The organism is Streptomyces mauvecolor (assembly GCF_039532965.1).
GTDB classification, from domain to species: Bacteria; Actinomycetota; Actinomycetes; order Streptomycetales; family Streptomycetaceae; genus Streptomyces; species Streptomyces violascens.
This window is the reverse complement of record NZ_BAAASQ010000025.1, coordinates 18,265-43,204: the sequence shown is the minus strand read 5'-3', so window position 1 is coordinate 43,204 and position 24,940 is coordinate 18,265. Positions and strand designations below refer to the sequence as shown.

General features: G+C 72.0%; 19 protein-coding genes. 6 read left to right on the top strand and 13 right to left on the bottom strand.

Going from position 1 to position 24,940, the window contains the following annotated elements:
• Nucleotides 1-34 precede the first annotated feature (34 nt).
• Entirely contained in the window at nt 35-781 is a 747-nt protein-coding gene (locus ABD346_RS30180; RefSeq protein WP_344379203.1) for a LytR/AlgR family response regulator transcription factor, read from the bottom strand.
• Nucleotides 782-904: 123 nt separating this feature from the next.
• Between ABD346_RS30180 and ABD346_RS30175 the strand changes: the two genes are divergently transcribed.
• Nucleotides 905-1,525 (top strand): anti-sigma factor family protein, encoded by a 621-nt coding sequence (locus ABD346_RS30175; RefSeq protein WP_344379202.1) that lies wholly within the window; start codon nt 905-907, stop codon nt 1,523-1,525.
• Between the two features lie 7 nt (nt 1,526-1,532).
• Here the strand turns inward: ABD346_RS30175 and ABD346_RS30170 are convergent, their stop codons facing one another.
• The 5 genes from ABD346_RS30170 to ABD346_RS30150 all read right to left on the bottom strand — a co-directional run bounded on the left by ABD346_RS30170 (nt 1,533) and on the right by ABD346_RS30150 (nt 9,919).
• The gene (locus ABD346_RS30170; protein WP_344379201.1) at nt 1,533-2,393 is read right to left on the bottom strand and encodes an Fpg/Nei family DNA glycosylase; all 861 of its coding nucleotides are present in this window, start codon (nt 2,391-2,393) and stop codon (nt 1,533-1,535) included.
• A gap of 29 nt (nt 2,394-2,422) precedes the next feature.
• Entirely contained in the window at nt 2,423-3,757 is a 1,335-nt protein-coding gene (locus ABD346_RS30165) for a wax ester/triacylglycerol synthase family O-acyltransferase (protein WP_344379200.1), read from the bottom strand.
• Nucleotides 3,758-3,945: 188 nt separating this feature from the next.
• Nucleotides 3,946-5,940, bottom strand: a complete 1,995-nt coding sequence (locus tag ABD346_RS30160) for a SpoIIE family protein phosphatase (protein ID WP_344379317.1) — start codon at nt 5,938-5,940, stop codon at nt 3,946-3,948.
• Nucleotides 5,941-6,246: 306 nt separating this feature from the next.
• Nucleotides 6,247-7,467, bottom strand: a complete 1,221-nt coding sequence (locus tag ABD346_RS30155; protein ID WP_344379199.1) for a DUF6777 domain-containing protein — start codon at nt 7,465-7,467, stop codon at nt 6,247-6,249.
• Between the two features lie 88 nt (nt 7,468-7,555).
• Entirely contained in the window at nt 7,556-9,919 is a 2,364-nt protein-coding gene (locus ABD346_RS30150) for an alpha-L-fucosidase (RefSeq protein ID WP_344379198.1), read from the bottom strand.
• Between the two features lie 123 nt (nt 9,920-10,042).
• Here ABD346_RS30150 and ABD346_RS30145 point away from each other — a divergent pair, with 123 nt between their 5' ends.
• Nucleotides 10,043-10,291: a hypothetical protein gene (locus tag ABD346_RS30145; protein WP_344379197.1), complete on the top strand. Its 249-nt coding sequence runs from the start codon at nt 10,043-10,045 to the stop codon at nt 10,289-10,291.
• 19 nt (nt 10,292-10,310) lie between these two features.
• On the opposite strand, the gene ABD346_RS30140 is transcribed toward ABD346_RS30145, so the two are convergent.
• The gene (locus ABD346_RS30140; protein ID WP_344379196.1) at nt 10,311-12,338 is read right to left on the bottom strand and encodes a prolyl oligopeptidase family serine peptidase; all 2,028 of its coding nucleotides are present in this window, start codon (nt 12,336-12,338) and stop codon (nt 10,311-10,313) included.
• A gap of 345 nt (nt 12,339-12,683) precedes the next feature.
• Between ABD346_RS30140 and ABD346_RS30135 the strand changes: the two genes are divergently transcribed.
• Nucleotides 12,684-14,354, top strand: coding sequence for an amidohydrolase (locus tag ABD346_RS30135; RefSeq protein WP_344379194.1), 1,671 nt, complete (start codon nt 12,684-12,686; stop codon nt 14,352-14,354).
• A 65-nt stretch (nt 14,355-14,419) separates the two neighbouring features.
• On the opposite strand, the gene ABD346_RS30130 is transcribed toward ABD346_RS30135, so the two are convergent.
• On the bottom strand, nt 14,420-14,593 hold the full coding sequence (locus tag ABD346_RS30130; protein ID WP_344379193.1) for a hypothetical protein: 174 nt from the start codon (nt 14,591-14,593) through the stop codon (nt 14,420-14,422).
• Between the two features lie 343 nt (nt 14,594-14,936).
• Between ABD346_RS30130 and ABD346_RS30125 the strand changes: the two genes are divergently transcribed.
• On the top strand, nt 14,937-15,509 hold the full coding sequence (locus ABD346_RS30125) for an inositol oxygenase family protein (protein WP_344379192.1): 573 nt from the start codon (nt 14,937-14,939) through the stop codon (nt 15,507-15,509).
• Nucleotides 15,510-15,582: 73 nt separating this feature from the next.
• On the opposite strand, the gene ABD346_RS30120 is transcribed toward ABD346_RS30125, so the two are convergent.
• The 4 genes from ABD346_RS30120 to ABD346_RS30100 form a co-directional block, all read right to left on the bottom strand.
• Nucleotides 15,583-17,109 (bottom strand): SDR family NAD(P)-dependent oxidoreductase, encoded by a 1,527-nt coding sequence (locus tag ABD346_RS30120; RefSeq protein WP_344379191.1) that lies wholly within the window; start codon nt 17,107-17,109, stop codon nt 15,583-15,585.
• A 130-nt stretch (nt 17,110-17,239) separates the two neighbouring features.
• Nucleotides 17,240-19,582, bottom strand: coding sequence for a GH92 family glycosyl hydrolase (locus ABD346_RS30115; RefSeq protein ID WP_344379189.1), 2,343 nt, complete (start codon nt 19,580-19,582; stop codon nt 17,240-17,242).
• A 201-nt stretch (nt 19,583-19,783) separates the two neighbouring features.
• Nucleotides 19,784-20,332: a Clp protease N-terminal domain-containing protein gene (locus ABD346_RS30110; RefSeq protein ID WP_381227285.1), complete on the bottom strand. Its 549-nt coding sequence runs from the start codon at nt 20,330-20,332 to the stop codon at nt 19,784-19,786.
• Between the two features lie 2 nt (nt 20,333-20,334).
• Entirely contained in the window at nt 20,335-20,577 is a 243-nt protein-coding gene (locus ABD346_RS30100) for a hypothetical protein (RefSeq protein WP_053730920.1), read from the bottom strand.
• Between the two features lie 348 nt (nt 20,578-20,925).
• Here ABD346_RS30100 and ABD346_RS30095 point away from each other — a divergent pair, with 348 nt between their 5' ends.
• The gene (locus tag ABD346_RS30095; protein WP_381227287.1) at nt 20,926-21,843 is read left to right on the top strand and encodes a DMT family transporter; all 918 of its coding nucleotides are present in this window, start codon (nt 20,926-20,928) and stop codon (nt 21,841-21,843) included.
• Here the strand turns inward: ABD346_RS30095 and ABD346_RS30090 are convergent.
• Nucleotides 21,813-22,997 carry a transglycosylase family protein gene (locus ABD346_RS30090; RefSeq protein ID WP_344379187.1) on the bottom strand — a complete coding sequence of 395 codons (1,185 nt, stop codon included), beginning with the start codon at nt 22,995-22,997 and terminating at the stop codon, nt 21,813-21,815. The two genes, ABD346_RS30095 and ABD346_RS30090, sit on opposite strands and share 31 nt — an antisense overlap.
• Before the next feature lie 231 nt (nt 22,998-23,228).
• On the opposite strand from ABD346_RS30090, the gene gndA reads away from it, so the two are divergent.
• Nucleotides 23,229-24,671, top strand: a complete 1,443-nt coding sequence (gene gndA, locus ABD346_RS30085; protein WP_344379185.1) for an NADP-dependent phosphogluconate dehydrogenase — start codon at nt 23,229-23,231, stop codon at nt 24,669-24,671.
• The last annotated feature ends 269 nt before the right edge of the window (nt 24,672-24,940 follow it).

The following is a 24,940-nucleotide window of genomic DNA, read 5'->3' as shown; positions in this document are numbered from 1 at the left end:
GTACGCAGCTGATCACCGCTCGGGGAAGGCCAGGTCAGCGGCTGGTGCGGCGCAGGAGGCGGTCCCGTACCGTGCGGGCGTGGCGCCGGCTGACGGGGAGCTCGGCTTCGCCGACCCGCACGCTCATGCTGCCGGCGTCCAGGCGGAGTTCGTCGATCCGGTCGAGCGCGACGAGGTGGCTGCGGTGGATCCGGACGAAGCCGCGGCTGCGCCAGCGCTCCTCCAGGGTGGACAGCGGGATCCGTACGAGGTGGCTGCCGCGGGCGGTGTGCAGCCGGGCGTAGTCGCCCTGGGCCTCGGCGTACGCGATGTCGGCGACGGGCAGGAAGCGGGTGACGCCGCCCAGTTCGACGGGGATCTGGTCGGGCTCCTGGACGCTCGCGCCGCGGTCGCCGACGAGCTCGGCGACCCGGCGGACCGCTTCGGCGAGCCGCTCCGCGCGCACCGGCTTGAGGACGTAGTCGACGGCCTTGAGGTCGAAGGCCTGGACGGCGAAGCCCTCGTGGGCGGTGACGAAGACGATCAGTGGCGGGCGGGCGAACCCGGCGAGCAGGCGGGCGATGTCGAGTCCGGTGAGCCCGGCCATGTGGATGTCGAGGAACACCACGTCGACGCCCTGCTCGCCGTCCTCCTCCGCTTCGAGCGCGGCACCTATCAGCCGCAGCGCCTCGGTGGCGCCGGTGGCGCCTTCGGCCGAGCGGATCCGGGGGTCGGAGCGCAGCAGGTAGAGGAGTTCTTCGAGGGCGGGGGCTTCGTCGTCGACCGCCAGTACGCGCAGCATGGGGCCGGAGTCTAGGTGGTGTCCGCCGGGCCGTGACCGGGGCCGCGGCCCATCGGACGCCCCTTGGGCGTGGGATGCCGGTGTGTCTTGAGTGTTCGGGACGGTTTCTGCGTACCTGACGGCATGAGTTCGCCGCAGATCCACGAGGACGTCGGGGCCTATGCCCTCGGCGTGCTCGGTGCCGCCGACACCTTCCGCTTCGAGGAGCATCTCGTCGGATGCGCCCCGTGCAGACGGGCGTTGACCGAGTTCGGAAGTGTGACGGCGCTGCTCGCCGCGTATGCCGAGGACGGGGCGATGCCCGCCGGTCCGGTCTCGCCCGAGGTGCTGCACCGGATGCTGGGCGCGGTGGCGAAGCGGCGCCGGCACGGGCGCACGCTGCGGATCGGCCTGGTGGCCGCGGCCGGGGCCCTCGTGGTGGGCGGGATCGGCGTCGTCCTGGCACCGGCGGCACCGCGCTGGCAGGTGGCCTCGCACGCGCCCGGCGTGACGGCGTCGCTGGTGACCGCGCCCAAGGAGTGGGGCACCGACGTGGAACTCGGCCTCACGGGCGCGGCGCCCGTCTCGTGCACGCTGATCGCGGTGGGCCGGGACGGCTCGCAACAGACGGTGGCGACCTGGGCGGACCGGGGCGGGCAGCCCGTACGCATGCGGGGCGCGGCGGCGCTGGCTCAGGACGCCATCGCACGGTTCGAGGTACGGGCCGCCGACGGGACCCGACTTGCGACGATCACGCCCCGGTGAAACGGGTCTATTTGAGCAGCTTCGACAGGCGCCGGTCGGCGAGGATCCTGCCGCCCGTCTGGCAGGTCGCGCAGTACTGGAGGGAGGAGTCGGCGAACGACACCTCGCGGACCGTGTCGCCGCAGACCGGGCAGGGCTGCCCGGTCCGGCCGTGCACGCGGAGCCCGCTCTTCTTCTCCGCCTTGAGACGGCCCGCCGCGAGCCCGTGCGAGCGCTCGACGGCTTCCGTCAGGGTGGCGCGCATCGCCTCGTACAGCGCGGTGATCTCCTCCTCGGTGAGGTGGGCGACCGGCTTGAAGGGCGACATCTTCGCCACGTGCAGGATTTCGTCGCTGTACGCGTTCCCGATGCCCGCGATGAGGCACTGGTCGCGCAGCGCGCCCTTCAGTTGGCGGCGCTCGCCCGCGAGCAGGGCCGCGAGGTCGTCGCGGCCGAAGCCGGGGGCCAGCGGGTCGGGGCCGAGCCGGGCGATGCCGGGGACATCGCAAGGATCGTGGACGAGATAGGCGGCGAGGCTCTTGCGGGTGCCGGCCTCGGTGAGGTCGAAGCCCGCTCCGCCGGCCAGCGTCACCCGCAGCGCGAGCGGGCCCTTGCCGGGTTTCGGCGGGGCCGTGGGGAGCGTGTCGTACCAGCGCAGCCAGCCCGCGCGGGCGAGGTGCACGCACAGGTGCAGCCCGTCGGCGTCGATGTCGAGGAACTTGCCGTGCCGGGCGACACCGGTGACGGTGCGCCCGGCCAGGGCGGTGTACGGCGGGTCGTACGTCTTCAGGACGCTGATCGCGACGGGCAGGGCGCCCGCGATCTCCCGGCCGACCAGGTGGTCGGAGAGGAAGTCCCGCAGGGCCTCGACTTCGGGCAGTTCCGGCATACGTACCAGGGTGCACCGGCCGCGCGGGCTCAGCGAGCCGCGCTCGCCCCGAGGAGGTCCGCCAGCTCCTGCCCGAAGGAGTCGGCGAGCAGGTCCAGGTCGGGCACCGCCTTGCCGTCGGCGACCAGGCCGATGTGGACGCGGCCGCCGTACGTGGACATGGCGATCGCCAGGGACTGGCCACGGGCGAGCGGGGCCATCGGGTGGATCGCGCGCAGCGGGCAGCCACCGAGCGAGAGCTGGGAGCGGGGCAGCGGCACGCTCGTGACGAGCAGGTCGAAGAGGATGCGCGCCGCGTTCCCGGCGAGCGGCGCCCCGAACCGGTGGGCGAGCGACGGCAGTTGATCGGCGAGCAGGGCGACGGCGCCCGCTCCGCGACCGGGCCCGGCGGCCTTGTTGCGGTCCATGGCGGCGCGCACGGCGGCGAGCCGGGCCAGCGGGTCGGGCTCGGCGACCGGCAGGCCGAGCAGATACGCGGAGAGCTTGTTGCCGGAGCCGGGCGGGGCGCCCGGGCGCCGGCGCGAGACGGGGACCAGAGCGCGCGGTTCGGCACCGGGAATGCGCGATTCGCGCTCCAGGAGCCAGCGGCGCAGCCCGCCCGCCACGACGGCGAGGAGTACGTCGTTGGCGGTGCCGCCCTCGGCCCTGCGTATTCGCTGGACGTCCTCGTGGTCGAGCACGGCCGTGGCGAGGCGGCGGGTGCCGCTGGAGTCGGCGGCGAGCGGGGAGCCGGCGCCGAGTTCGAGGCGGCTGGCCCGCATCACCGAGGCGCCGATGCCCACGGCCCGGGTGAGCTCGCCGACCCGGTCGCGGGCGAATCCGGCGACCTGGTGCGGGCCCGGCAGCCAGGAGCGGGGCGGCACGGGGCGCCGGCGCCGGGCCGTCGGCGCGGCGAGCTGGTCGAGGATGCCCGCGCCGATGGCGACCGCGCGCATCCCGTCGGCGAGCGCGTGGTGCAGCTTCACCAGGACCGCGAAGGCACCGTCGTCCTCGCCGGTCAGGACGTACATCCGCCAGGGCGGCAGGCCCCGCTCAAGGGGACGCTCCATCAACTCCCCTGCCGCCCGGACGGCTTCGGTCTCGAAGTCGCCCGAGGGCAGGCGGACCCTGCGGACGTGGCGGTGCACGTCGAAGTCCTTGTCGGCGACCCAGGCCGCACCGCCTAGGGGCAGCCACACGCCGCGTACGCACATCCGCAGGCGCGGGATGGCCGCGGCGCGCTCGGCGAGGAGTTCGAGGATCTGCCCGCCGTCGGTGCCGGGACGCGGGTCGAAGTGTGCGAGCGCACCCAGGTGCATGGGGTGCTCCGCCGATTCGAGGTGCCAGAACGCCAGATCGAGAGGGGCCAGCAGCTCACTGCTCAAGGGGGTCCTCGTGTCGGTCGGAGGCCGGTCGGGCGGCAACGGTGCCGCCCGTACAGAGTGAGCAGTCAAACCCCGGCGAACGGTTACGGTCAAGTAATGAGTTGTTACGTATAGTTACCTCCAAGTATTGATCAGTTCTTGATCAGGCGTTGTTCTCGCGGCGGACACGCAGCACCGGCGCTCGCCCCTCATCGGCCGGTGCCCCGTTCCGGGACGACGAACTCGCACCACACGCACTTGCCGCCGCCGCGCGACTCCACGCCCCAGACGTCCGCGAGCCGGTCCACCAGCATCAGGCCGCGCCCGGAGACCCCGGAGGAGCCTGCCTCGCGGCGGCGCGGAAGGGCGCTGGAGCGGTCCTCCACCTCGACGCGCAGGCGGCGTTCGGGGCCGGAGAGGACGCGGATGGTGACGATCGCCCCGCCGTCGGTGTGCATCAGGGCGTTGGTGATGAGCTCGTCGGCGGCGAGTTCGATCTCGTCGGACCGCTCGCGGGCGCCCCACGCCCGGACCGCCGCGCGGATCATGTGGCGGGAGGAGCTGAGCGCCTCCGGGTCGTTCTGCGCGACGTGCTGGCGCAGCCGGCCGCCGCCCTGCGGCACCTCCATGGCGCTCCGGCGCAGGAGCAGCAGCGCCACGTCGTCGTCCCCGCCCTGCTCGTCGACCACGTCGCAGAGCCGGTCGGCGAGCGCTTCGAGGTCCTCCGGGCCCGTTCTGACGAGGGAGGCGAGGACCTGCATGCCGTCGTCGAGGTCGGTGCCCGGCTGCTCCACGAGGCCGTCGGTATAGAGCAACAGGGTCTGGCCCGGGTCGAGTTCGACCGTGGACACCGGGTATTCGAGGCGCCCGAACTCGGCCGAGAGCCCGAGCGGAAGTCCTCCCTCCACCGGCAGTCTGCGGCAGCTGCCGTCCTGGAGACGGATGAGCGGGTCGACGTGCCCGGCGCGCACGAGCTGCACCACCCCGGTACTCAGGTCGGCCTCCGCGTACGTGCAGGTCGCGAACCGGTCGGTGTCCAGCTCGTGCAGGAAGACCGAGGCCCGCGCGATCACGGTGGCCGGGGTGTGCCCCTCGGCGGCGTACGCGCGCAGCACGATGCGCAGCTGCCCCATCACGGCGGCGGCGTGCGTGTCGTGTCCCTGTACGTCGCCGATGGCCACGCCGACCCGGCCGCCGGGCAGCGGGATCACGTCGTACCAGTCGCCGCCGATGTCCCGGCCGAACCGTGCCGAGCGGTAGCGGACCGCGAGCTGGGCGCCCGGCACCTCGGGGATGCGACGCGGCAGCATCGCCTGCTGGAGGCCTTCGGCGAGGTCGTGCTCCTGCTCGTAGAGCATGGCGCGCTGGAGGGACTGGGCGATCGAACTGCCCAGCGCCACGAGGAGGTTGCGCTCGTCGCTGGTGAACCCCGACTTGTCGCTGTAGAGCAGGCCGATCGCGCCGATGGGCCGGGCCTGGGCGATCAGCGGGAGGTAGGCGGCGGAGGTGATGCCGAGGCCGCTGATGTTCGGCCACAGGACCGGATAGGAGTCGGCGAAGTCCTGCGGCGACTCGATGAAGCGGGGTGCGAGGGTGCGGACGACCTCGCTCATCGGGTACTGCTCGTCGACCCGCGTCCACCGGGTGCCCGGCACGAAGCTGCCCTCGGGGCCCTCCGCGATCAAGTGAATGCGGCCCGCCTCCAGGAGGCCCATCACGAGGCTGGTGGCGCCGAGGTATTCGGGGCCCTGCGAGTCCTTCATGACGTCGATGACGTCCTTGACGGTCCTGGCATGTGCGAGGGCGGCGGTGGTGGCCTCCACGACGCTGGTCGTGCGACGCCGTTCGTCGTCGAGGCCGACCCGCACGGTGGACTCGGCGAGCTCCTGGGTGGCGTCGCGGACGATCCCGATGATGCGCAGCGGGCGGCCGGTCTCGTCGCGGCGTACGAAGCCCTGGGTGTGGGTCCAGCGCAGGCGGCCGTCGCGGCGCCGGATGCGAAAGTAGACGCCGTAGTTGACGCTGCCGTTCTTGAGGGCCTGCGAGACGAGCGCGTCGAGCCTGGTGGCCTCGGCGCGCGGCACGCGGGCGGCCAGCGACTCGGGGCGGTTGTCGTACTCGTCGGGGCGCAGGTCGAACACGTCGAGCGCGGGCTCGTCCATGTGCATCAGACCGGTGCCGAGGTCCCAGTCGAAGCTGCCCATGCGCAGGTCTCGGCCGTACGAGTGAAGGAAGCGGCAGTCCTCGCCGCCGGCCGGCTCGCCGCAGTGGCACAGTTCGGCCGCCCCTCCGTCCCCGGTGCCCGCGTCCATGGGGCCACGCTAGGCGCAGCCCGGATCACTCGCATCAGGGAGGCGGCGGGAAGGGGAGGGACGGGCGACCGGGACGTCCCCACCCCGCACCTTCCCGAAACCCTGCGCCGGCCAGGACCGACCCTGCTCAAGGGTGCGGGATGAAGGAACCCCGGTCACCGGCGCAGCACGCCGGTGACCGGGGTCGTACGCACTTCCTCAGACGTTCTCCGACTCCGGCGAGGGCGGCCCGAACATGTCGGAGCCCGGTCCGCTCGGCAGGTTCGTCGGGATGTCGGTCGGGAGGGAGGGCAGGTCGCTGGGCGCGCTGGTGTCGGGCGGCAGTGTCGAGGGCACCCGGGGCGAAGGCGTCGGCGGGCTCGCCGAAGGTGACGGCGTCGGGGTGACCGTCGTCGTGGCCGTCGGGCAGCTGGGGCTCGGTGTGGGCGAGCCCGGCAGCCGGGCCGGCGGTTTCTGCGGCGTCAGCGCGGGGGTCTGGGTGACCGTGACGGTCGGCTTCGGCGTCGGGCAGTTCGGGCTCGGCGGCGGCGAGCTGCCCGAGGGAGAGCTGCTGGAAGAGGGCGAGCTGCTGGTCGATGACGAGGTGCTCGGGCTCACCGACGGCGACGGCGACGGCGGCACGGTGACCGGCGGCTTGGTCGGGTCGATGTGGATGTCGGGCCGCTTGCGGTCGTGCTGCCCGTCGTCGCCGCGCGGCCGCTCGATCCAGGTGTTGTTGGTGATGTTGACGATGATGAAGTTGTTGATGACGACCGTGGTGGGCCGCACCACGACGACGCGGTCGCCGCGGAACCCGGGCCAGGGCTCGCCCTTGTCGCGCCAGGCGCCCTGGTGGCCGTTGGCCGGCTTCAGCGGGTTCCCGCAGGCACACCGCACGCGTGGCGCGCCGTGGTCGTCGACCAGGACGGCGGTGCCGGCCTGGAGGACCGACTGGAAGCTGGTGGCCGAGCCGTCGCGGAAGCCGTGGTTGGTGACCCGGGTGTCCATGCGCAGCACGACGGGCGTGAGCCCGCGCAGGAAGCCCGCCACGGAGCCCGGGTCGACCCCGGCGGCATCGGCGAACGCCCGGTTCTTGGCCTGGTCGCCGCCGAGGTAGCGGATCTGTTTCTCCACGTCGCAGCTGGCCACCGACTGCGTACCGCCGTACAGGCCCGGTGTGGAGCCCGAGACGGTACTCGGCGACAGCGTGCCCGGCGCCGGGGTGCGGCTCCCGCTGCCGGGCGGCGCGGCCGGGGTGGGGGTCGCCGTCGACTCGGCCGTGGACTTGGTGAACGGGTCCGGACCGGCGGCGGCGATCGGCTGGAGGTTGAGGTCCTGCTCGCTGTCGGCGCCGATGGCGCCGCCGCCGCATCCGGCGGCGAAGGCGCCGACGGACAGCACGGCGGCGGCAGCGGCTATTCTGCGCAGGGTCGAGGGCACGTGGATCTCCCACCTGTACGCCCCGAGTTGCCCCTACATTGTGTGCCGCAGGCTCGCGCCTCGCGCAAACGGACGTGGTCCGCCCGGGTCACCCCAGCCACTCCACCTTGAACACCCAGGCGTGGCTGCCCGCGGCCCGCGCGGCGGCCGGCACGTCGATGACGAGCCCGCTGCCGCTGGTCCGCCAGGTGAGCGGCCGCCCGTGGCCGAGCATCGTCACCCGGTCCCCGGCCCTGATCGGCACGGGTGCCTCGACGGTGAGGGTGGCCCCCGGTCTGGCGAGCGAGTGGATGTAGAAGGCGCGGCCCGGCCGGACGGTGAACCTCAGCTCGGCGCCGAGCTGCGGCATCCGCGCCCAGTACGTGGACCCGTAGATCGCCTCGCCGTTGGTCGTGAGCCACTGCCCCGTCTCGCGCAGCCGGAGCTGCATGATCTCGGGGATGGTGCCGTCCGCCCGCGGCCCGATGTCGAGCAGGAAGTTGCCGTTCTTGCTGACGATGTCGACGAGGGTGTGCACGATCTCCTCGGTGGTCATGTACCGGTCGTCCGGAGTGGCCCGGTTGTAGCCGTAGCTGAACGGGTCCAGGCCCCGGCTCGCCTCCCACTTCGCGGTCACCACCGTGTCGTACGTGGCGTACTCGGGGGTGGTGAAGTCGTGCGGCCCGATTCCGGAACGGTTGTTGACGGTGACCTCGATGGGGCGGCTCCGGTTCTTCGCGTGGTTGAAGTACTCGGCGAGCACCCGGTGGCTGTCGTTGGCGCCGCCGATGTCGCACCACAGGATCTCCGGGTCGTACCCCTCGACCAGTTCCAGCATCTGTGGAGCCTGAAGGTCCTTGATGTAGTCCTTGCCGGGCGTGTAGCCGGTGTACGGGAACGGCTGGAGGGTGTACGGGTTGCGCGGGCCGTGCCCCTGCCAGGGGCTGTCGGGGTTGAACCACTCCGGCATCGAGAAGTAGAGCCCGCGGTGCAGCTGCGGCGCGTACTGCTCGGACGCCTCGAACAGGGCGCGGACCAGATCCTTCTTCGGACCCATCCGGACCGCGTTGCGGTCGGACACCTTGGTGTCCCACAGCGCGAAGCCTTCGTGGTGCTTGGACGTGAGGACGTGGTACTGGGCGCCCGCGTCGCGGAACAGCTCGACCCAGGAACGGGGGTCGAAGCGTTCGGCGGTGAAGCGCGGGATGAAGTCGTCGTAGTTGAACGACTCGCCGTAGGTGGTGCGGTGGTAGGCGTACGTGGCGTTGTTCGGGTCCTGCATCTGGGCCCAGTACCACTCGGCGTACTGCAGGCCGACGGGCGCCCAGGCGGGCACCGAGTAGACGCCCCAGTGGATGAAGATGCCGAACTTGGCGTCCTGGAACCAGTACGGCGCCCGGTGCGAGGAGAGCGAGGCGTCGGTCGGGGTGAAGTCCGGCACACCCAGGGTGAGTTGACGGGCCGTTGAGGCGGCCTCCTGGCCCCGGCCGCGCGCGACCACACGCCCGGGCCGCACCGTGCCCGGGGCGGTGCCGGTCCCCGGCCGGATGCCGATGCGGACCCTGGCCTGCTCACCGGGTGCGAGCCGGGGTATCCGGGCGGCTTCGACCGTACGGGCTCCGTCGACGTCGACCTGGACACTCAGCGCGTCGGAGGCGAGCAGGGTGACGGTGCCCGCGTTGATGACGGTGGCCTCGACACTCTGGGCGCCCGAGGCCAGCGTCGTGGTGGTCGAGTGCGCGTCCCGCAGGGTGACCGCGCGCCCGTTCGCGGCCGGTTGCAGCGAGAGCGCGAAGACATGCAGGGAGGGCTTGCCCGGCTGGGCGGGGTGGGTGACGGGGAGGGTGAGGGCGACGGCCTCGCGGGTGGGGTCCATCGCCAGCTCTGCGCTCGCGACGACGACCTGGTGCGGATCCTTCGCACCGCCCGGGCCGTAGCGGTACGCGGCGGTCAACTGCCCGCTGCCGCTGTACCAGTCGGGTCCGCCGAGCACGGCGGCGGAGGTGCTGCCGTCGGCGTAGTGCACGGTCGCCGGGCCCGATGCGTCCCCGTAGCTGGACGCTACGAGGAACAGCCCGGAGAGATAGCGCCCTCGGGGCAGGTCGATGCGCTGCCCGAGGGCGACGATGTTGTTCTTCGCCCCGGCGGCTGCGCCGGGAAAGACATAGGCGACGCCGTCCAACTGGACGTTCCCTGAAGGGAGTTCCTCCCCGGGAAAGGTGTAACCGGATCCGTCGAAGTCGCCGCCGCGGGCGCTCGCGGTGTCGATGCCGTCGTTGTCGAACCAGCGGTCGAGCGCGACCGGAACGGCCGCGGGAACCGTGCCCCACTCACCGCCCTTCGCGGCAGCGCCTGTTGAGGTGGCAAGGGGGTTCGCATCGGCCGTGGCCGGGGAGAGAAGGGCGGCGCCGACTGCCGCCCCCGCCGTCATTCCGAGTACTCCGAGCACGCAGCGTCTGGGAAGTTCGGTCATGACATCCGATGATTGAGGCGAGTCGTAGGGCTGTCAATGCACCTCACCGGTCGGAAATGCACATGCTTCCCCGACTCATCCGACCTCTTGCCGTCCTATTGACCGCCCGTCATGCTGTGGGGCGTGCCAGGCCAGAGGAAGCGGAAACGACAGCGGGAGCGCGCCGCTCAGGCGCGCTCCCCTCGGGCGGGTCGCTGGGAACCGCTGTTCTCCACGCGGGACGAGGCGGAGTTGCGCGCCCACGTACAACGGCTGCGCGCGGAGGGCGAGTTGACCGATCCATCGATGATGCGCGTGGACATGTTCTGCGGCCGCCTGCAGTCCCCCACCAGCTACCGGCTCAGCCTCTTCGTCCCGGACCCCACCGACTGACCCTCGACTCCCGCTCTTTTCACACCAGTTCGGGCCGCTGCCACTCCTCGCCGAGCACATGGTGGTCGAGGAAGTTGAGCAGGGTCGCGTACCAGAGGCGGGCGTGGTTCGGGGCCAGGATCCAGTGGGCCTCGTCGGGGAAGTACAGGAATTTCGTGGGAACTTCGCAGCGCTGGAGCTCCTGGAACAGGGCCATGCCCTGGCCGACGGGGACCCGGTAGTCCTTCGCACCGTGGACCACCAGCATGGGCGTGCGGATGCGGTCGGCCAGGAGGGACGGCGAGTTCTCCTCGTAGCGTTCCGGGCGGGCCAGCGGGTCGCCGAAGATCCGCCGGAAGTAGGCCGAGGCGTCCGTGTCGGACTGGAACGACCGCAGGTCCCAGACCGAGGCGTGCGAGACGATCGCCTTGAAGCGGTCCGTGAGGGTGGCGATCCGGTTGGTCATGTAGCCGCCGTACGAGGCGCCCGCGAGGCCGGTGCGGGTGGCGTCGATGTCGGGGCGGGCCTCGGTCGCGTCGGTCATGGCCATCAGGTCCCGGTAGGGCTGGCCGCCCCACTGCCCCCAGCCGCGTTCGTGCATCCGCGGGCCGTAGCCGGCCGACAGCGCGGGGTCGGGCAGCAGGACGGCGTAGCCGCGGGCCGCGAAGGGCCACGGGTTCCAGCGCCAGGTCCAGGCGTTCCACGAGGTCTCGGGGCCGCCGTGCGGGAAGACGAGCAGCGGCGCGGGCCGCTCGGCGGACGCGCCCTCGGGCAGCACGAGCCAGGAGCGCAGCGGGAATCCGTCGTCGGCCACCGTGTGCACCTCGGTCAAGGTGCCCGGCAGGCGGTCCGCCGCGCCGGGGGCCTTGAGCACGACGGGTTCCTGGTCGGCAGCGGCGCCATCGAGGCGGACCGGGGTGGGCGGGGAGTCGACGGAGCTGCGCAGCGCGTACAGGGTGCGTCCGTCGGGCGCGACGCAGAGCGATGTGTACGTGCCGGAGGCGGTGAGCCGGGTGACGGTGCCGTCCGCGGCGCGCCGGAAGACGGGTGAGTGGCCGAGCTCGTCGGCGGCGAACCAGAGGGTCGCGTCGTCGGCGCGCGGCGAGACGACGGCCCCGATGGGCCAGTTCTCGAAGTCCGGCACGAGCTCGCTCTCCGCGCCGCTCGCGAGCTCGATGTGTACGAGGGTGTAGGCGAACGGCCTCTCGTACGTCTCGATCAGCTGGCGGGTGCAGATCAGGCCGGTGCCGTCGGCGGTGAACTGCGGGGTGGAGTACTGGTATCTGTCCCGGTCGACCACGCGTAGCTCTTCGCCGGTCGCGGCGTCGGCGACCACGACGACGGTGCGGTTGCGGTCCGGTATCCCGCCGTCGACGAAGCGGGTGTGGGCGACCCGGGTGCCGTCGGGCGAGAGGGCGGTCGCGTCCTCGCTGACGAATCCCTGGCCGCCGGCGTCGACCGGCGAGCCGTGCTCGTCGCGGGCGCGGCGGACGAAGGTGTGCGGCTCGTCCGGGCCGAGGTCGCTGTCCCAGAACCGGGTGAGCCCGGCCTCGTACAGGATCGCGGTGACCTTGGCGTCGGCGCGGTCCTTGAGCAGCTTGCCGTGCGCCTCGGCGTCGGCCGCGCCGGGCAGCAGCCCCGCGGTGTAGGCGAGGGTGCCGGTGTCGCGGGCGAGGGAGAACCCGGCGATTCCGCCGGGGTGGCGGGCTATGAGCGAGGCCTCGCCGCTCTCGGGCAGCGCCCACACGCCGGAGCCCTCTTCGCTGTCCCTGGCCGCGGCGGGGTCGGTGTCCTCGCGCCCGGAGAGGAAGCACAGCGTTCCGTCCGAGGCGAACGCGGGCGCGGACTCGCCCTTGCGGGAGCGGGTCAGGCGGCGGGGCTCGCGCACCCCGGCGGGGTCGATGTCCCACAGCGCGGACACGTAACCGTTGCCCTCGGCGTTGAGGCTCTGCACGGCCGCCACAAGGCGCTGCCCGTCGGGTGAGAGGGCGAGGGCGTTGACGCGCGGGGTGGCGAGGAAGGCGGACAGGTCGTGGAAGGCGGTGGTGTCACCGGGTGTCTCGGACATCCGGTCATCCTGCCTTGCGGCGCTCCGGGGCGACAGGGCGCAAAGGGCCGAACCCCAGGCCTGACGGACTGTCACCTCCGCTCCCGTCCCCGCCCTTCACACCCGTCCGAGATCGGTCGGGGCGCCTCGCATCCGACGGGGCGGGGCCGGTGGCTGGCCGGTTCTCCTTCTTGTGCGCAACGCGGGGCGGCTCAACACTCGGACCGGACAGCGAAGGCCGCCCCGCCTGCCCCGCCCCGAAGCCGGCCACCGGTCAGCTGGGCGCTCGGCACACTCGGGCCCCGGCCTCGGGTGTGCCCTCCACGGGAATCGGCCGAGCAGGCCGGACACCCTACGGAGGACACCATGGCAAGCACCAGTCCCGTCCGGGCAGTCGACACGATCTACTTCGGCGGGGACATCGTCACGGTCGACGACACCCGGCCGACCGCGGAGGCGGTCTCCGTCAGGGACGGCCGGATCGCGGCCGTCGGCGATCTGCGCGAGGTGCTCGCGCAGGCCGGTGACGGCACCCGCTTCGTAGACCTCAAGGGCCGGGCGCTGCTGCCCGGGTTCGTCGACGCGCACAGCCATCTGTCCCTGATCGGTTTCCAGGCGGGAGCGGCCAATCTGCTGCCCGCACCCGACGGCGAGGTCAATGACATCCCCGCCCTCCAGGCCCGGTTGGAGGCGTGGAAGACCACGGAGACCGGCCGGCGCTGGGACTGGATCGTCGGATTCGGCTACGACGACGCACAGATGGCCGGCGCGCAGCACCCCACCCGCGACGACCTCGACGCGGTGGACACCGACCGGCCGGTCCTGGTCATCCACCAGTCGAGCCACCTCGGCTCGGTCAACAGCAAGGCTCTCGAACTGCTCAAGTACGACGCGGACTCCGAGGACCCGGCGGGCGGTGTGATCCGGCGCCGGCCCGGCAGCAGGGAACCCAACGGCGTCCTGGAGGAGTCCGCGCTCTTCCACGCCTGGGGGCATTCCGCGGCCGGGTTCGGCGACGAGGACCGGATCTCACTGATCCTGCTCGGCCAGCGCGCCATGGCCTCGTTCGGGTTCACCACAGCGCAGGACGGCCGGGTGATGACCGCGAAGGACCTGGAAGTCCTCGAAACGGTCGCGGGGCGGCGGCTGTTCGACATCGACGTCGTCGTCTACCCGGACGTCTCGCTGGCCGCCGAGCTCAAGGACGCCGAGGTGTCGGTGCCGGAGTACCGCGACCGGCTGCGGATCGGCGGTGTGAAGCTGGGCCTCGACGGCTCGCCGCAGGGCCGCACCGCCTGGCTGACCCGGCCGTATCTGACCCAGCCCGACGGGGAGAGTGCGGACTACCGGGGCTATCCGGCGCTCACGGACGCGGAGGTGGTGGCCGCGGTCGGCGACGCGTACGCCAAGGGCCGACAGGTCCTGGCACACACCAACGGCGACGCGGCCATCGACCAGTTCCTCATGGCCGTGCGGCAGGCCACGGCGCGGCACCGCCCGATCGACCCGCGTCCCGTGGCGATCCACGCCCAGACCGCTCGCGAGGACCAGCTCGACGCCATGCGGGAGTTGGGGATCATCCCGTCGTTCTTCTCCATGCACACGTTCTACTGGGGCGACTGGTACCGGGACACGGTGCTCGGCGAGGAGCGTGCGGCCCGCATCTCCCCGGCCGCCTCGGCGCTGCGCCGGAACATGATCTACACCTCGCACCACGACGCCCCGGTGGCACTGCCCAGCTCGGCGGCCATCCTGTCCAGCCAGGTCACCCGGGTGACCCGCAGCGGCCATGTGCTCGGCGAGGAGCAGCGGGTGTCCGCACTGGACGCGGTCAAGTCGACCACGATCCATGCCGCCCACCAGTACTTCGAGGAGGCGGTCAAGGGCTCGATCGCGGTCGGCAAACTCGCCGACCTCGTGATCCTGAGCGCGAATCCGCTCACCGTGCCCGCCGAGGAGATCAAGGACATCCGGGTCGTCGAGACCGTCAAGGAAGGGCGGACCATCCACCCCGAGCCGATCGGGCGGCCCAGGTAACGGCCCCTGGTACGTCCGTGCCCCCCTGCTTCGGCAGGGGGGCACGGACCTGTGATTCGTCGTGTTCAGTCGATCCCGGGCAGGATGTGCGGCTCCGCGAGGTCCTCCTCGTAACCCGCGAGACGGATCGGGGCCGAGCGGGCCCAGACCTCGATGTTGCGGAGCTTCTCGGGCCGCGCGGCCCGTTCGCCGCCGCGTTCCGGCGTCCGACGTTCGCGCTCTGTGGTTTCTGGTGTCACCGCGCACTCCTTTGTGTCGCAATAACCCTGGGCGTCCCGGCACGCGTCGTTCTCCGACCCGGTCGTCCGCCCGCAGGGCAGGGGCAAGGGCAGTTCTGACGCGGTGGCGCCGGCACTCTGTCCGCATCACGGCCACAGGTTGTGGGACGGATCCGGAACGGGCCTCGAGGGTTGGTGGACCCGCTGTGGCTACCGTTCGCACTAGAGTAACCAAATGAGCGCGGTCGCGCTCGATAGGGCCACTTCCTTTGCGTCAACTTTCCTTCGCCGGGCGTTCAGCCCGATGTTCATCCCCCCGTGATCTGCTGACGATGTCGGCTGCCGCGCGCGGGGAGGGGACCACATGGAACTGTCGAGCAGGCCCGGTCACGACCGGCCGGTGCGCTCGGTCGACGAGCTGATGGAGCTGCTGCACGCGTGCCGGGGCGCCTGGGACACCCCCGACCGCAGCGGCGATCCGGTCGATCTGCACGATCATGCGCTCCAGACCGCCCATCTGCTGCGCCGGTCCCACCCGGCCGACAAGGAGCTCCAGTTGGCGGGCCTCGTGCACGATCTCGGGCATCTGCTCCGCCCCGGTGACGACGCGGGACACGCCGACACGGCGGCGCGCGCGGTGCGGCCGCTGCTCGGTGCGCGGGTCTCCCGCCTCGTACGGCTGCACGTGCCCGCGAAGCGCTATCTGGCGGCGGTCGAGCCGGACCGTACACTCTCGCCGCAGAGCGCACTGACACTGCGGGCTCAGGGCGGGGTGATGGGGCCCGAGGAGGCGGCGGCCTTCGCGCGGGACCCGCTGGCCGAGGACGCGGTGATCTTGCGGCAGGCCGACGACGCGGGCAAGGCCGTGGGGCTCGACGTGGGTGTCATGGAGGACTGGCGTCCGGTCCTGGAACTCGTCGCGGAGTACGTCACGTAGCCCTCGGGAAGCGCCTGTTGACGCCGACGGGGCGGCACGCGATGCGTGCCACCCCTCGCTGTGAGGCTCAGGCCTACCAGTTGGCGGGCGCGTAGTCCTTGAGGAAGACGCTGTGCAGGTCCTCGCCCAGCTCGCCGCGCACGATCGGGTCGTAGACGCGGGCGGCGCCGTCGACGAGGTCGAGGGGGGCGTGGAAGCCCTCTTCGGCGAGCCGCAGCTTGTCGTGGTGCGGGCGCTCGTCGGTGATCCAGCCGGTGTCGACCGAGGTCATCAGGATCTTGTCGGTCTCGAACATCTCCTGGCCGCTGGTCCGGGTGACCATGTTCATGGCGGCCTTGGCGGCGTTGGTGTTGGGGTGGCCCGCACCCTTGTAGCCGCGGCTGAAGACGCCTTCCATCGCCGAGACGTTCACGACGTACGCGCGGCCGTTCGGCGCCTTGCGGGCGGCCTCGGCCATCACCGGGCGCAGCCGGCTGATCAGGATGAACGGCGCGGTGTAGTTGCACAGCTGGGTTTCGAGCAGCTCGACCGGGGAGATCTGGTCGATGGACTGGACCCAGGTGTTGGTGTCGACGACGTCGGGGAGCAGGCCGCCCGCGTCGAGGGCGGTGCCGTCCTGATACTTGGCGATGCTGGCGTTGCCCGCGACCAGGGCGAGGTCGGCGACCCGCTGGGCGTCGAGGCCCGAGGTGCCGACGGGCAGCGCGGTCAGGCCGTCGACCGCGCCGGAGTTGAAGGCTCCGATGACCGCGTGGGCGGGCAGCTCACCGGCCGGCAGCGGGGCGCTCTCGCCGTCCACCAGGGCGGCGTAGGCGGAGGGCAGCCGGCGCACGGTCTGCGTGGCGTTGTTGATCAGGATGTCCAGCGGGCCCGCTTCCGTCGTCCGCTCGACGAGGGCGACCACCTGGGCCGGGTCGCGCAGGTCGATGCCGACGACTTCGAGGCGGTGCATCCAGTCCGCGGAGTCCTCCATCGCCTTGAAGCGGCGGATGGCGTCCTTGGGGAAGCGGGTGGTGACGGTGGTGTGCGCGCCGTCGCGCAGCAGCCGCAGCGCGATGTACATGCCGATCTTGGCGCGGCCGCCGGTGAGCAGGGCGCGCTTGCCGGTGAGGTCGGTGCGCGCGTCGCGGCGGGCCCGGTTCTCGGCGGCGCACTTCTGGCACAGCTGGTGGTAGAACGCGTCGACCTCGACGTACCGGGTCTTGCAGATGTAGCAGGACCGGGGGCGCTGGAGTATGCCCGCGATCTCGCCGGTGACGGACGAGCTGGGCAGCAGGCCCTCGGTCTCGTCGTCGATGCGCTCGGCGGAGCCGGTTGCGGTCGCCTCGGTGACGGCCCGGTCGTGGGCGGTCTTGGCGGCGCGGCGCTCCTGGCGGCGGCGCTGCTTCACGGTCCGGTAGATGCCGGCCGTGGCGCGGCGCACGGTGATCGCGTCGGGGTGGTCGACGTCGATCTGGTCGAGTTCCGCCAGCACGCTCAGGCAGAGCGCGAGCCGCTCGGGGTCGATGCCGGGGCCGAAGTCCTGGCCGACGCCCTGCTCGGGCCGCTCGTCGACACCGGGACCGTGCTCCTGGTCCTGGAAGTCCTCTGTCACCGTCATCGCCGCTGCGTTCCTCGATCAGTCGTGAATATCAAGTTCCCAAAAGCGCCATGGTACGGACCGATCCCCCCACATACCAAACCGCCCGCCCCCGGGGGAAGACAGGGGGCGGGCGGTGGTCAGGGGGCCGCTAGCGGACCACGGGCGGCGCCGCACAAGCCGCGGTGCCCCACCCTGAGGGGGCAGAACCGACCGTGAAGGCCAGACTCCGCCCAGCCCTGAGATCCGCCCCGGTGAGGTACGTACGGGCCTGGGCACGCCCGTCCAGCCGAGCCCCCTGGATGTAGCGGTCGGTGCCGGACGTGCCCGGCGCCGTCACAGTGAACCCGCCCCGCGGGTAGTACCGCCGGTCAAGAGAGAGGTCGACCCGGTCGAAAACCGGCGTGGACAGCCCCCACGTGTCCGTTCCGGGCTGGACGGGAAAGATCCCGATCGAGGACAGCACCATCCACGCCGACATCGTCCCGAGGTCGTCGTTGCCGGTCATCCCGGTCGGGGTGTCGGTGAACAGGGTCAGCGCGGCGTGCACCACATCCGTGGTCTTCCACGGCTGCCCCGTCGAGAGATAGGTGTACGGAGCGATGAGGTCCGGCTCGTTCTGCGGGTTGTACTTGTCCGCGTTGTAGTACGAGTACGGCCCGTTCACCCACACCTCGCGGGCGGTCTTCGCGGGGTCACCGAGGAGCCGGTCGTACGCGAAGAACGAGTCGAGGCGCCGGTTGGCCGCGTCCTGGCCGCCGATGAGGGAGACCATCCCGGGCAGGTCCTGCGGGACGAGCCACTGGTACTGCCAGGACGTGCCCTCGTGGAAGCCCTCGCTCTTCGCCGGGTCGGCGGGTCCGGTGAAGGCGCCCTGCGCGTCGCGGGCGCGGAAGAACCCGGTCGAGGGGTCGAAGATCTTCCGGTAGTTCTGGGCGCGGGCGGTGTAGCGCGCGGCGTCCTCGGGGTGCCCGAGCTCGCGGGCCGTCCTGCCCAGCATCGCGTCGGCGAGTGCGTATTCGAGGGTCGCGGACGCGCCGTGGTCGAAGTCGGAGTCGCCGGGCTTGGCGTGCGGGCGGTCCTTGATGTAAGGGGCGTAACCGTCCCTGATGTACAGGGAGTTGGCCTCGCGGCCGACGGCCGGGGAGGCGGCGGGCGGCACTCCGTCCGCGTTCTTCCTGAGCGCCCGGTACGCATCGTCCTCGTACCCCTTGAGCAGCCCCTGCGCGTAGGCGTTGGTGAGGAACGGGGTGACCGGGTCGCCGGTCATGATGTTGGTCTCGACGGTGCCGTAGCCCCATTTCGGCAGCCAGCCGCTCTCCTCGTCGATCTTCAGTACGGAGATCGCCATGTCGCGGGCCTCGCGCGGGGCCAGCAGCGAGAGGAGCTGGGTCTGGGTGCGGTAGGTGTCCCAGAGCGACCAGTTCTGGTAGTAGTCGAAGCCGCTCGCGCGGTGGATCTTCTGGTCCCAGCCGGTGTAGCGGCCGTCGGCGTCGCTGCCGATGTCGGGGGCGAGGAACGAGCGGTAGAGCGAGGAGTAGAAGGTGCGGCGCAGGGTGTCGCTGCCACCCTGGGCCCGTACGGTTTCGAGCCTGCGCTCCCAAACACCCCGGGCCGCGTGGGCGACCCGGTCGAAGCTCTTGCCGCCCTCGGCACGCAGGTTGCCGGCCGCGCCCGCCGCATCCACGTAGCTGAGTGCGGTGGTCGCCTCGACGGTGCGGTCCTCGGTGGTGTCGAAGCGCAGCCAGGCACCGTTGCCCGCGCTGCCGCTGGATTTCTTCGTACCCTCGCTGACCTTGCCGTCCTTCCAGGTGCCGGACGCGGTGAAGGGGCGGTCGAAGCGGGTGACCGTGTAGAGGGTGTACGGCTTGGTGTCCTGGCAGAAACCGCTGCCGGTGATGGCGGTACGGACGGTGCGCGCGTCCAGGATCTCGACGGTCGTGGAGATCGTCCTGTGCAGTGACTGGCCCGCGTTGAGCAGGACGTTGGCCTTGTCGGTGGCGGGGAAGGTGTAGCGCTGGACGCCGGTGCGGGTGGTGGCGGTGAGCTCCGCGGTGACCCCGGAGTCGAGGCCGACCCCGTAGTAGCCGGGGCTCGCCGTCTCCGTGTCGTGGCTGAACTTGGCGGCGTAGCGGGCATAGTCGGTCTCGGTGATGTCGCCCGTGGTGGGCAGGGTGGGAAGATCGCCGCCGAGCCCGCAGCCGACCCCCGACAGATGCACGCTGGAGAAGCCCCGGATGTGGTCCTGGGCGTGGTCGTAGCCGGTGTTGTGGCCGGTGTCCGGGGAGAGCTGGACCATGCCGAACGGCACGGCGGCGCCCGGGTAGGTGTTGCCCTCGTTCTCCGTGCCGATGAACGGGTTGACCAGATCGGTCAGTCGGCCTCCACCGGCCGGTGGCGCGGCCTGGGCGGCGGGCGCGGCGAGCACCCCGGCAAGCAGCGCGAGAGAGGCGAGCGCGATGCCCGCCCCGCGCGTTCTCCGGTTCGGACGCATGAGTGGGACCGCCTCCTTGGACACCGTGGACGAGCTGGGAACCCTGGACAACGTTGTCAGAGCGCGATCATTCTTCGGCCTCATGCGTGTACGCGTCAAGGGTTCGGGCGCGGGTTGGAGCAGGGGTTGGCGGCTCGGCGGAAATTCACGCCGAGCCCCCAACTCCCTTGCCGTTCCCGCCCTTTGCACGCGGTCCGGCGTTTACGCGTGGTCCGGCGCGACCCGCGAGAGGACCTCCGCGCGCAGCCCCTCCGGGTCCGTGCCGAGGGCGGTGAGGACCTCCAGCCCCCGGCCCCCGTCACCGGCCGCGAGCAGGCCGAGCAGCATGTGCTCGGTGCCGAAGCGGTCGTGCCCGAGGGCCTTCGCCTCGCGGAGGGTGGCCTCCAGGACCTTCTTGGCGCGCGGCGTGTACGCGGGCCGGGGGTACTGGAAGGCGCCGGGGCCGAAGGTGCTGTCGGCCTGGCGCTTGATCTCCTCGACGTCGATGCCGATCGAGGCGAGCGCGTCCTTCGCGGGCTGCCCTCCGGTGCTCGGCACCCCGGCTGCTTCGAGGATCCGTACGGTCTCGCGGCGGGCCCGGTCCATCTCGACGCCCCGGGCGGTCAGCGCGTCCCGGGCGGCGCTGTCGTCGGTGCCGGCGAGCCCCAGCAGGATGTGTTCCGTGCCGATGAAGTCGTGGCCCAGCGCGAGCGCCTCGTCCTGCGAGGCCACGATCGCCCGCTTGGCACGCTCAGTGAAAAACTCGAACACCTTCAGTCCTCCTTGCCCGTGGCTTTGCGCCTGCTCGCATGCTTCTCGTGGACCGACTGCCTGCTGACGTTCAGCGAGGTGGCGATGGACTGCCAGGACCAGCCCTGGTCCCGGGCGTTGTCCACATGGACGCGCTCCAGCTCCTCCAGGAGGCGGCGCAGCGCGACGACCGCCGCGAGTCCGACGGCGGGGTCCTTGTTGGTGACTTGTCCGGCCAGCGAGGCCGGTGTGTCCTCAGCTCCCATGCCTGTCAGGGTGCCCTGACAGGCAGTCGCTGTCAAGGAATCCTGACAGCTGGCGAGTGGCGACGCTGTACTGCCCGGTAGGTGGCAGGTCGCGCCACCATGGCACGCACTTGCCGGTGGCCGGTTTCCACCCCGCGGGCAGCGGCGTTCGCCGAACGGCGCCAAGGGGCGCGCCAACTCACGGAAGGTGATCTTCCGATCCCCTTGACGCCCATTTTGAGCTGCGGTTTTACTGAAAGTCCGATATCGGGGACGACTTTGGTCGTACGCCCCTACTCCTTCTGGAGTACTGAGCAATCGGTGCTCAGGGACGACGACACGGGGTCCGCAACGAGACATCGTGGAGCCATGAGCGCCCTTGTCCTGGCCGTGCTGCTGTCCCTGGTCTCCGCCGTCGCGTACGCGGCGGCGGCGATCGTGCAGGAGCGCGTCGCCGCGTCCGGGCCGAGCAGCACGTACGCCCCCGTGCGCCGCCCGGCCTGGTGGGGCTCGGTCACGCTCAACGGGCTCGGCGCGGCGCTGCACGTGGCGGCCCTGGCGTACGGCCCGCTCACGCTGGTGCAGCCGATGGGCGCGCTCACCATCGTGTTCGCGCTGCCGATGTCGGCCGTGTTCATCAGACGCAGGGCCGGGGCGGCCGCCTGGCGCGGCGCGGTCATGGCCACCGCGGGCCTGGCCGGGCTGCTCGCGCTGACCGACGGGGCGGACGCGGACGCACTCGCCATGGGGTCGCGCCTGGTGCTCGCGGCAGCCGGGTTCGGCGCGGTGGCGGCGCTGTTCGTGGCGTCCAGGGCCCTGCGCCGGGCGGCCACCCGCAGCGTTCTGCTCGCCACCGCGGCGGGCGGTGCCTTCGGTCTCGCCTCGGTGTTCACCAAGTCCGTCGCCGAGGACTGGCAGTCGGGGCTTCCGCTCGGCGAACTGCCCATCCTGTTCGCCATAGCCGGGTTCGCGATCTCAGGGTTGCTGCTCTCGCAGGCCTCCTACCGAGGCGCGGGGCTCGCGGCGCCTCTGGCGACGGTCACCGTCGTCAACCCCGTGGTCGCCGCGGCCATCGGCCTGACCCTGTTCGGTGAGTCGTTCCGGTACGGGACGGCGGGTACGGCGATCGCCCTCGGCTTCGGTGTCGTGGCGGCGGGCGGTCTCATCCTGCTCACCACGGAACGGCTGAGCGCCGCCCACCACGTCAAACCGGTGCCGCCCCCGGCGCCCGGCCGACGCCGGCCGGACACTCCGGATCAGACGGCGACGCCGCCCGCTCTCAGGTAGGCCAGCGGGTCGACATCGGATCCGTACGCCGGTCCGGTGCGTATCTCGAAGTGCAGATGCGGCCCCGTCGCGTTGCCGGTCGCGCCCGAGCGCCCTATCCGCTGGCCGGTGCTGACCTTCTGGCCCGCCTTCACGTTGACCGCCGACAGATGGGCGTACTGGCTGTATCTGCCGTCGGGGTGGTGGATCACCACCTGGTAGCCGTACGAGCCTCCCCAGCCCGCCTCGACCACCGTGCCCGAGGTGACCGCCTTGACCGAGGTGCCGGTGACCACGGGGAAGTCGACGCCGGTGTGGTAGCCGCTCGCCCAGGACGAACCGGCCTTGTGGTAGGGCGTGCTGGGATGCGCGTCGACGGGTGCGGTGAACCCGGCCGGCTTGGCGGCGACCTTCGCCGCGGGCGGCTTGGCAGCGGGGGGCTTGGCGGCGGGGGGCTTGGGGGTGGTCTTCGGCGGGGCCGTCGGCTTCGCGGGGGCGGCGCCGGGCAGGGTCAGGCGCTGGCCGGGCCGGATGAGGTCGGGATCGGCCCCGACGACCGTGCGGTTCTCGGCGTACAGCTTGAGCCAGCCGCCCTGGACGCGCTCGCGCTCGGCGATCGTGGACAGCGAGTCGCCGTGCACGACGGTGTACGACTCCCGTTGGCCGGGGACCTTGGTGGGGCTCGGCGGCTCGGCCTTCTTCGCGGCGGGCGCCGGGGACTTCGACGCGGCGGGGGCCGCCTTCGGCTTGATCTCGGTCCGGCCGTTGCTCGCCGTGGTCAGCTGCGGGGCCGCTCCGCCCCGGGTGAGACCGGCCTCACGCGAGCAGACCGGCCAGGCGCCGGGGCCTTGCCCCTTGAGCACCTTCTCGGCGATCGCGATCTGCTGGTCGCGGGAGGCCAGGTCCGCGCGCGCCGCGTACTGGCGGCCGCCGTACGCCTCCCAGGTGGACTGGCTGAACTGGAGCCCGCCGTAATAGCCGTTGCCCGTGTTGATGTGCCAGTTGTTGGTCGACTCGCAGGCCGCGACCTTGTTCCACACGTCCGCGGAGGCGGCGTCCGCGGTGCCCGCGCCGATCAGCGGGAGAGCGATGCCCGCCCCGCCGGCCGTGACCGTCAGCGACGCCCGGTTGATCCGGCTCGGCTGATACCGGCGGTGCCGGCCGCGTAAGGCCATGAGTCCCCCTCGAAGGCATCAAGAGCCGCCAAAATAGGGGCTGCGAACTGGTCATGACAAGGGGTCGGACAAGCGGACGGCGCCCCTCTACGGCCTCGGGACCTTCGGGCCCTCGTGTCGGGAATCCCGACCGTGCCGGATGACGTGGCACCTTCCGTAGGGTGGGCGGCAACCGTGCGCCGTGACGGTCGCTCGTGGCGCCGCGAACCCCGAGGATCCAGGAGCACACGCATGAGTGGAACAGCCCAGATCGGCGTCACCGGACTCGCGGTCATGGGCCGCAACCTCGCCCGCAACTTCGCGCGCAACGGGTTCACGGTCGCCGTGCACAACCGGACGGCCGCCAAGACCCGCGCGCTGGTCGAGGAGTTCGGCACCGAGGGCAGCTTCGTCGCGGCCGAGTCGCCCGAGGAGTTCGTGGCTGCCCTGGAGCGGCCGCGCCGGCTCGTCATCATGGTCAAGGCGGGCGAGCCGACGGACGCGGTGATCAAGGAGTTCGCGCCGCTCCTCGAAGAGGGCGACGTCATCATCGACGGCGGCAACGCGCACTTCGAGGACACCCGCAGGCGCGAGCGCGAACTGCGCGAGCGCGGTATCCACTTCGTGGGCGTCGGCATCTCTGGCGGCGAGGAGGGCGCGCTGCACGGGCCGAGCATCATGCCGGGCGGCTCGGCCGAGTCGTACGACTCGCTCGGGCCGCTCCTGGAGCGCATCGCGGCGAAGGCTCCCGACGGCACCCCGTGCGTCACCCACGTGGGCCCGGACGGCGCGGGCCACTTCGTGAAGATGGTGCACAACGGCATCGAGTACGCCGACATGCAGCTCATCGCGGAGGCATACCACCTGCTGCGTACGGTCGCGGGCTACTCCCCCGCGAAGATCGCCGAGACGTTCCGGGGCTGGAACACCGGCCGCCTCGACTCCTACCTGATCGAGATCACGGCCGAGGTACTGGCCCATGTCGACGCGTCGACGGGGAAGCCGTTCGTCGACGTGGTCCAGGACCAGGCGGAACAGAAGGGCACCGGCCGCTGGACGGTGCAGATCGCGCTCGACCTCGGGGTCCCGGTGTCGGGCATCGCCGAGGCCGTGTTCGCCCGCTCCCTGTCGGGCCACGCCGAACTGCGCGAGGCGGCCCGCTCGCTCGCCGGGCCGGCCGCGGCGCCGCTCGGCGAGGCCGAGGCGACGGCCTTCGCCGCACAGGTGGAGCAGGCGCTGTACGCGTCGAAGATCGTGTCGTACACGCAGGGCTTCCACCAGATCCAGGCGGGCAGCGAGAACTACGACTGGGACGTCGACCCGGGTGCGGTCGCGGCGATCTGGCGGGCGGGCTGCATCATCCGGGCCGCGTTCCTCGACCGGATCCGCGGCGCCTACGACGCGCAGCCCGACCTGCCGAGCCTGCTCTCGGACAAGCGGTTCGGCGACGAGATCGGGGCGGCGCAGGACGACTGGCGCGCGGTGATCGTGGCGGCGGCCCGGCAGGGCGTGCCGGTGCCCGGGTTCTCGGCGGCGCTCGCGTACTACGACGCGCTGCGCGCCGAGCGGCTCCCGGCGGCGCTCACGCAGGGCCAGCGCGACTTCTTCGGCGCGCACACCTACCGGCGCACCGATCGCGAGGGCTCGTTCCACACGCTGTGGGGCGGCGACCGGTCCGAGGTGAGCACCGGCTGACCAGCGGCTCTGCCGGACCCGGCGCCGTCAGCCGGCCGGCTCGGGCTCCGGCGGACCCGGTACGGGGTCGGGACCCGGGGGCTGCGGAACCGGGTCCGGCAGACCGGGGTCGGGGTCCGGCTCGGGCGGCTTGGGATCGGGCCCGGGGCTCGGCGGCCGGGGGTCAGGACCAGGCCCCGGGCCCGGCGGCGAGGGATCCGGACCCGGCCCGGGCAGCGGGCCCGGCTCCGGGTCGGGCAGCGGCGTGGGCCACGGCGGGACGGGATCCG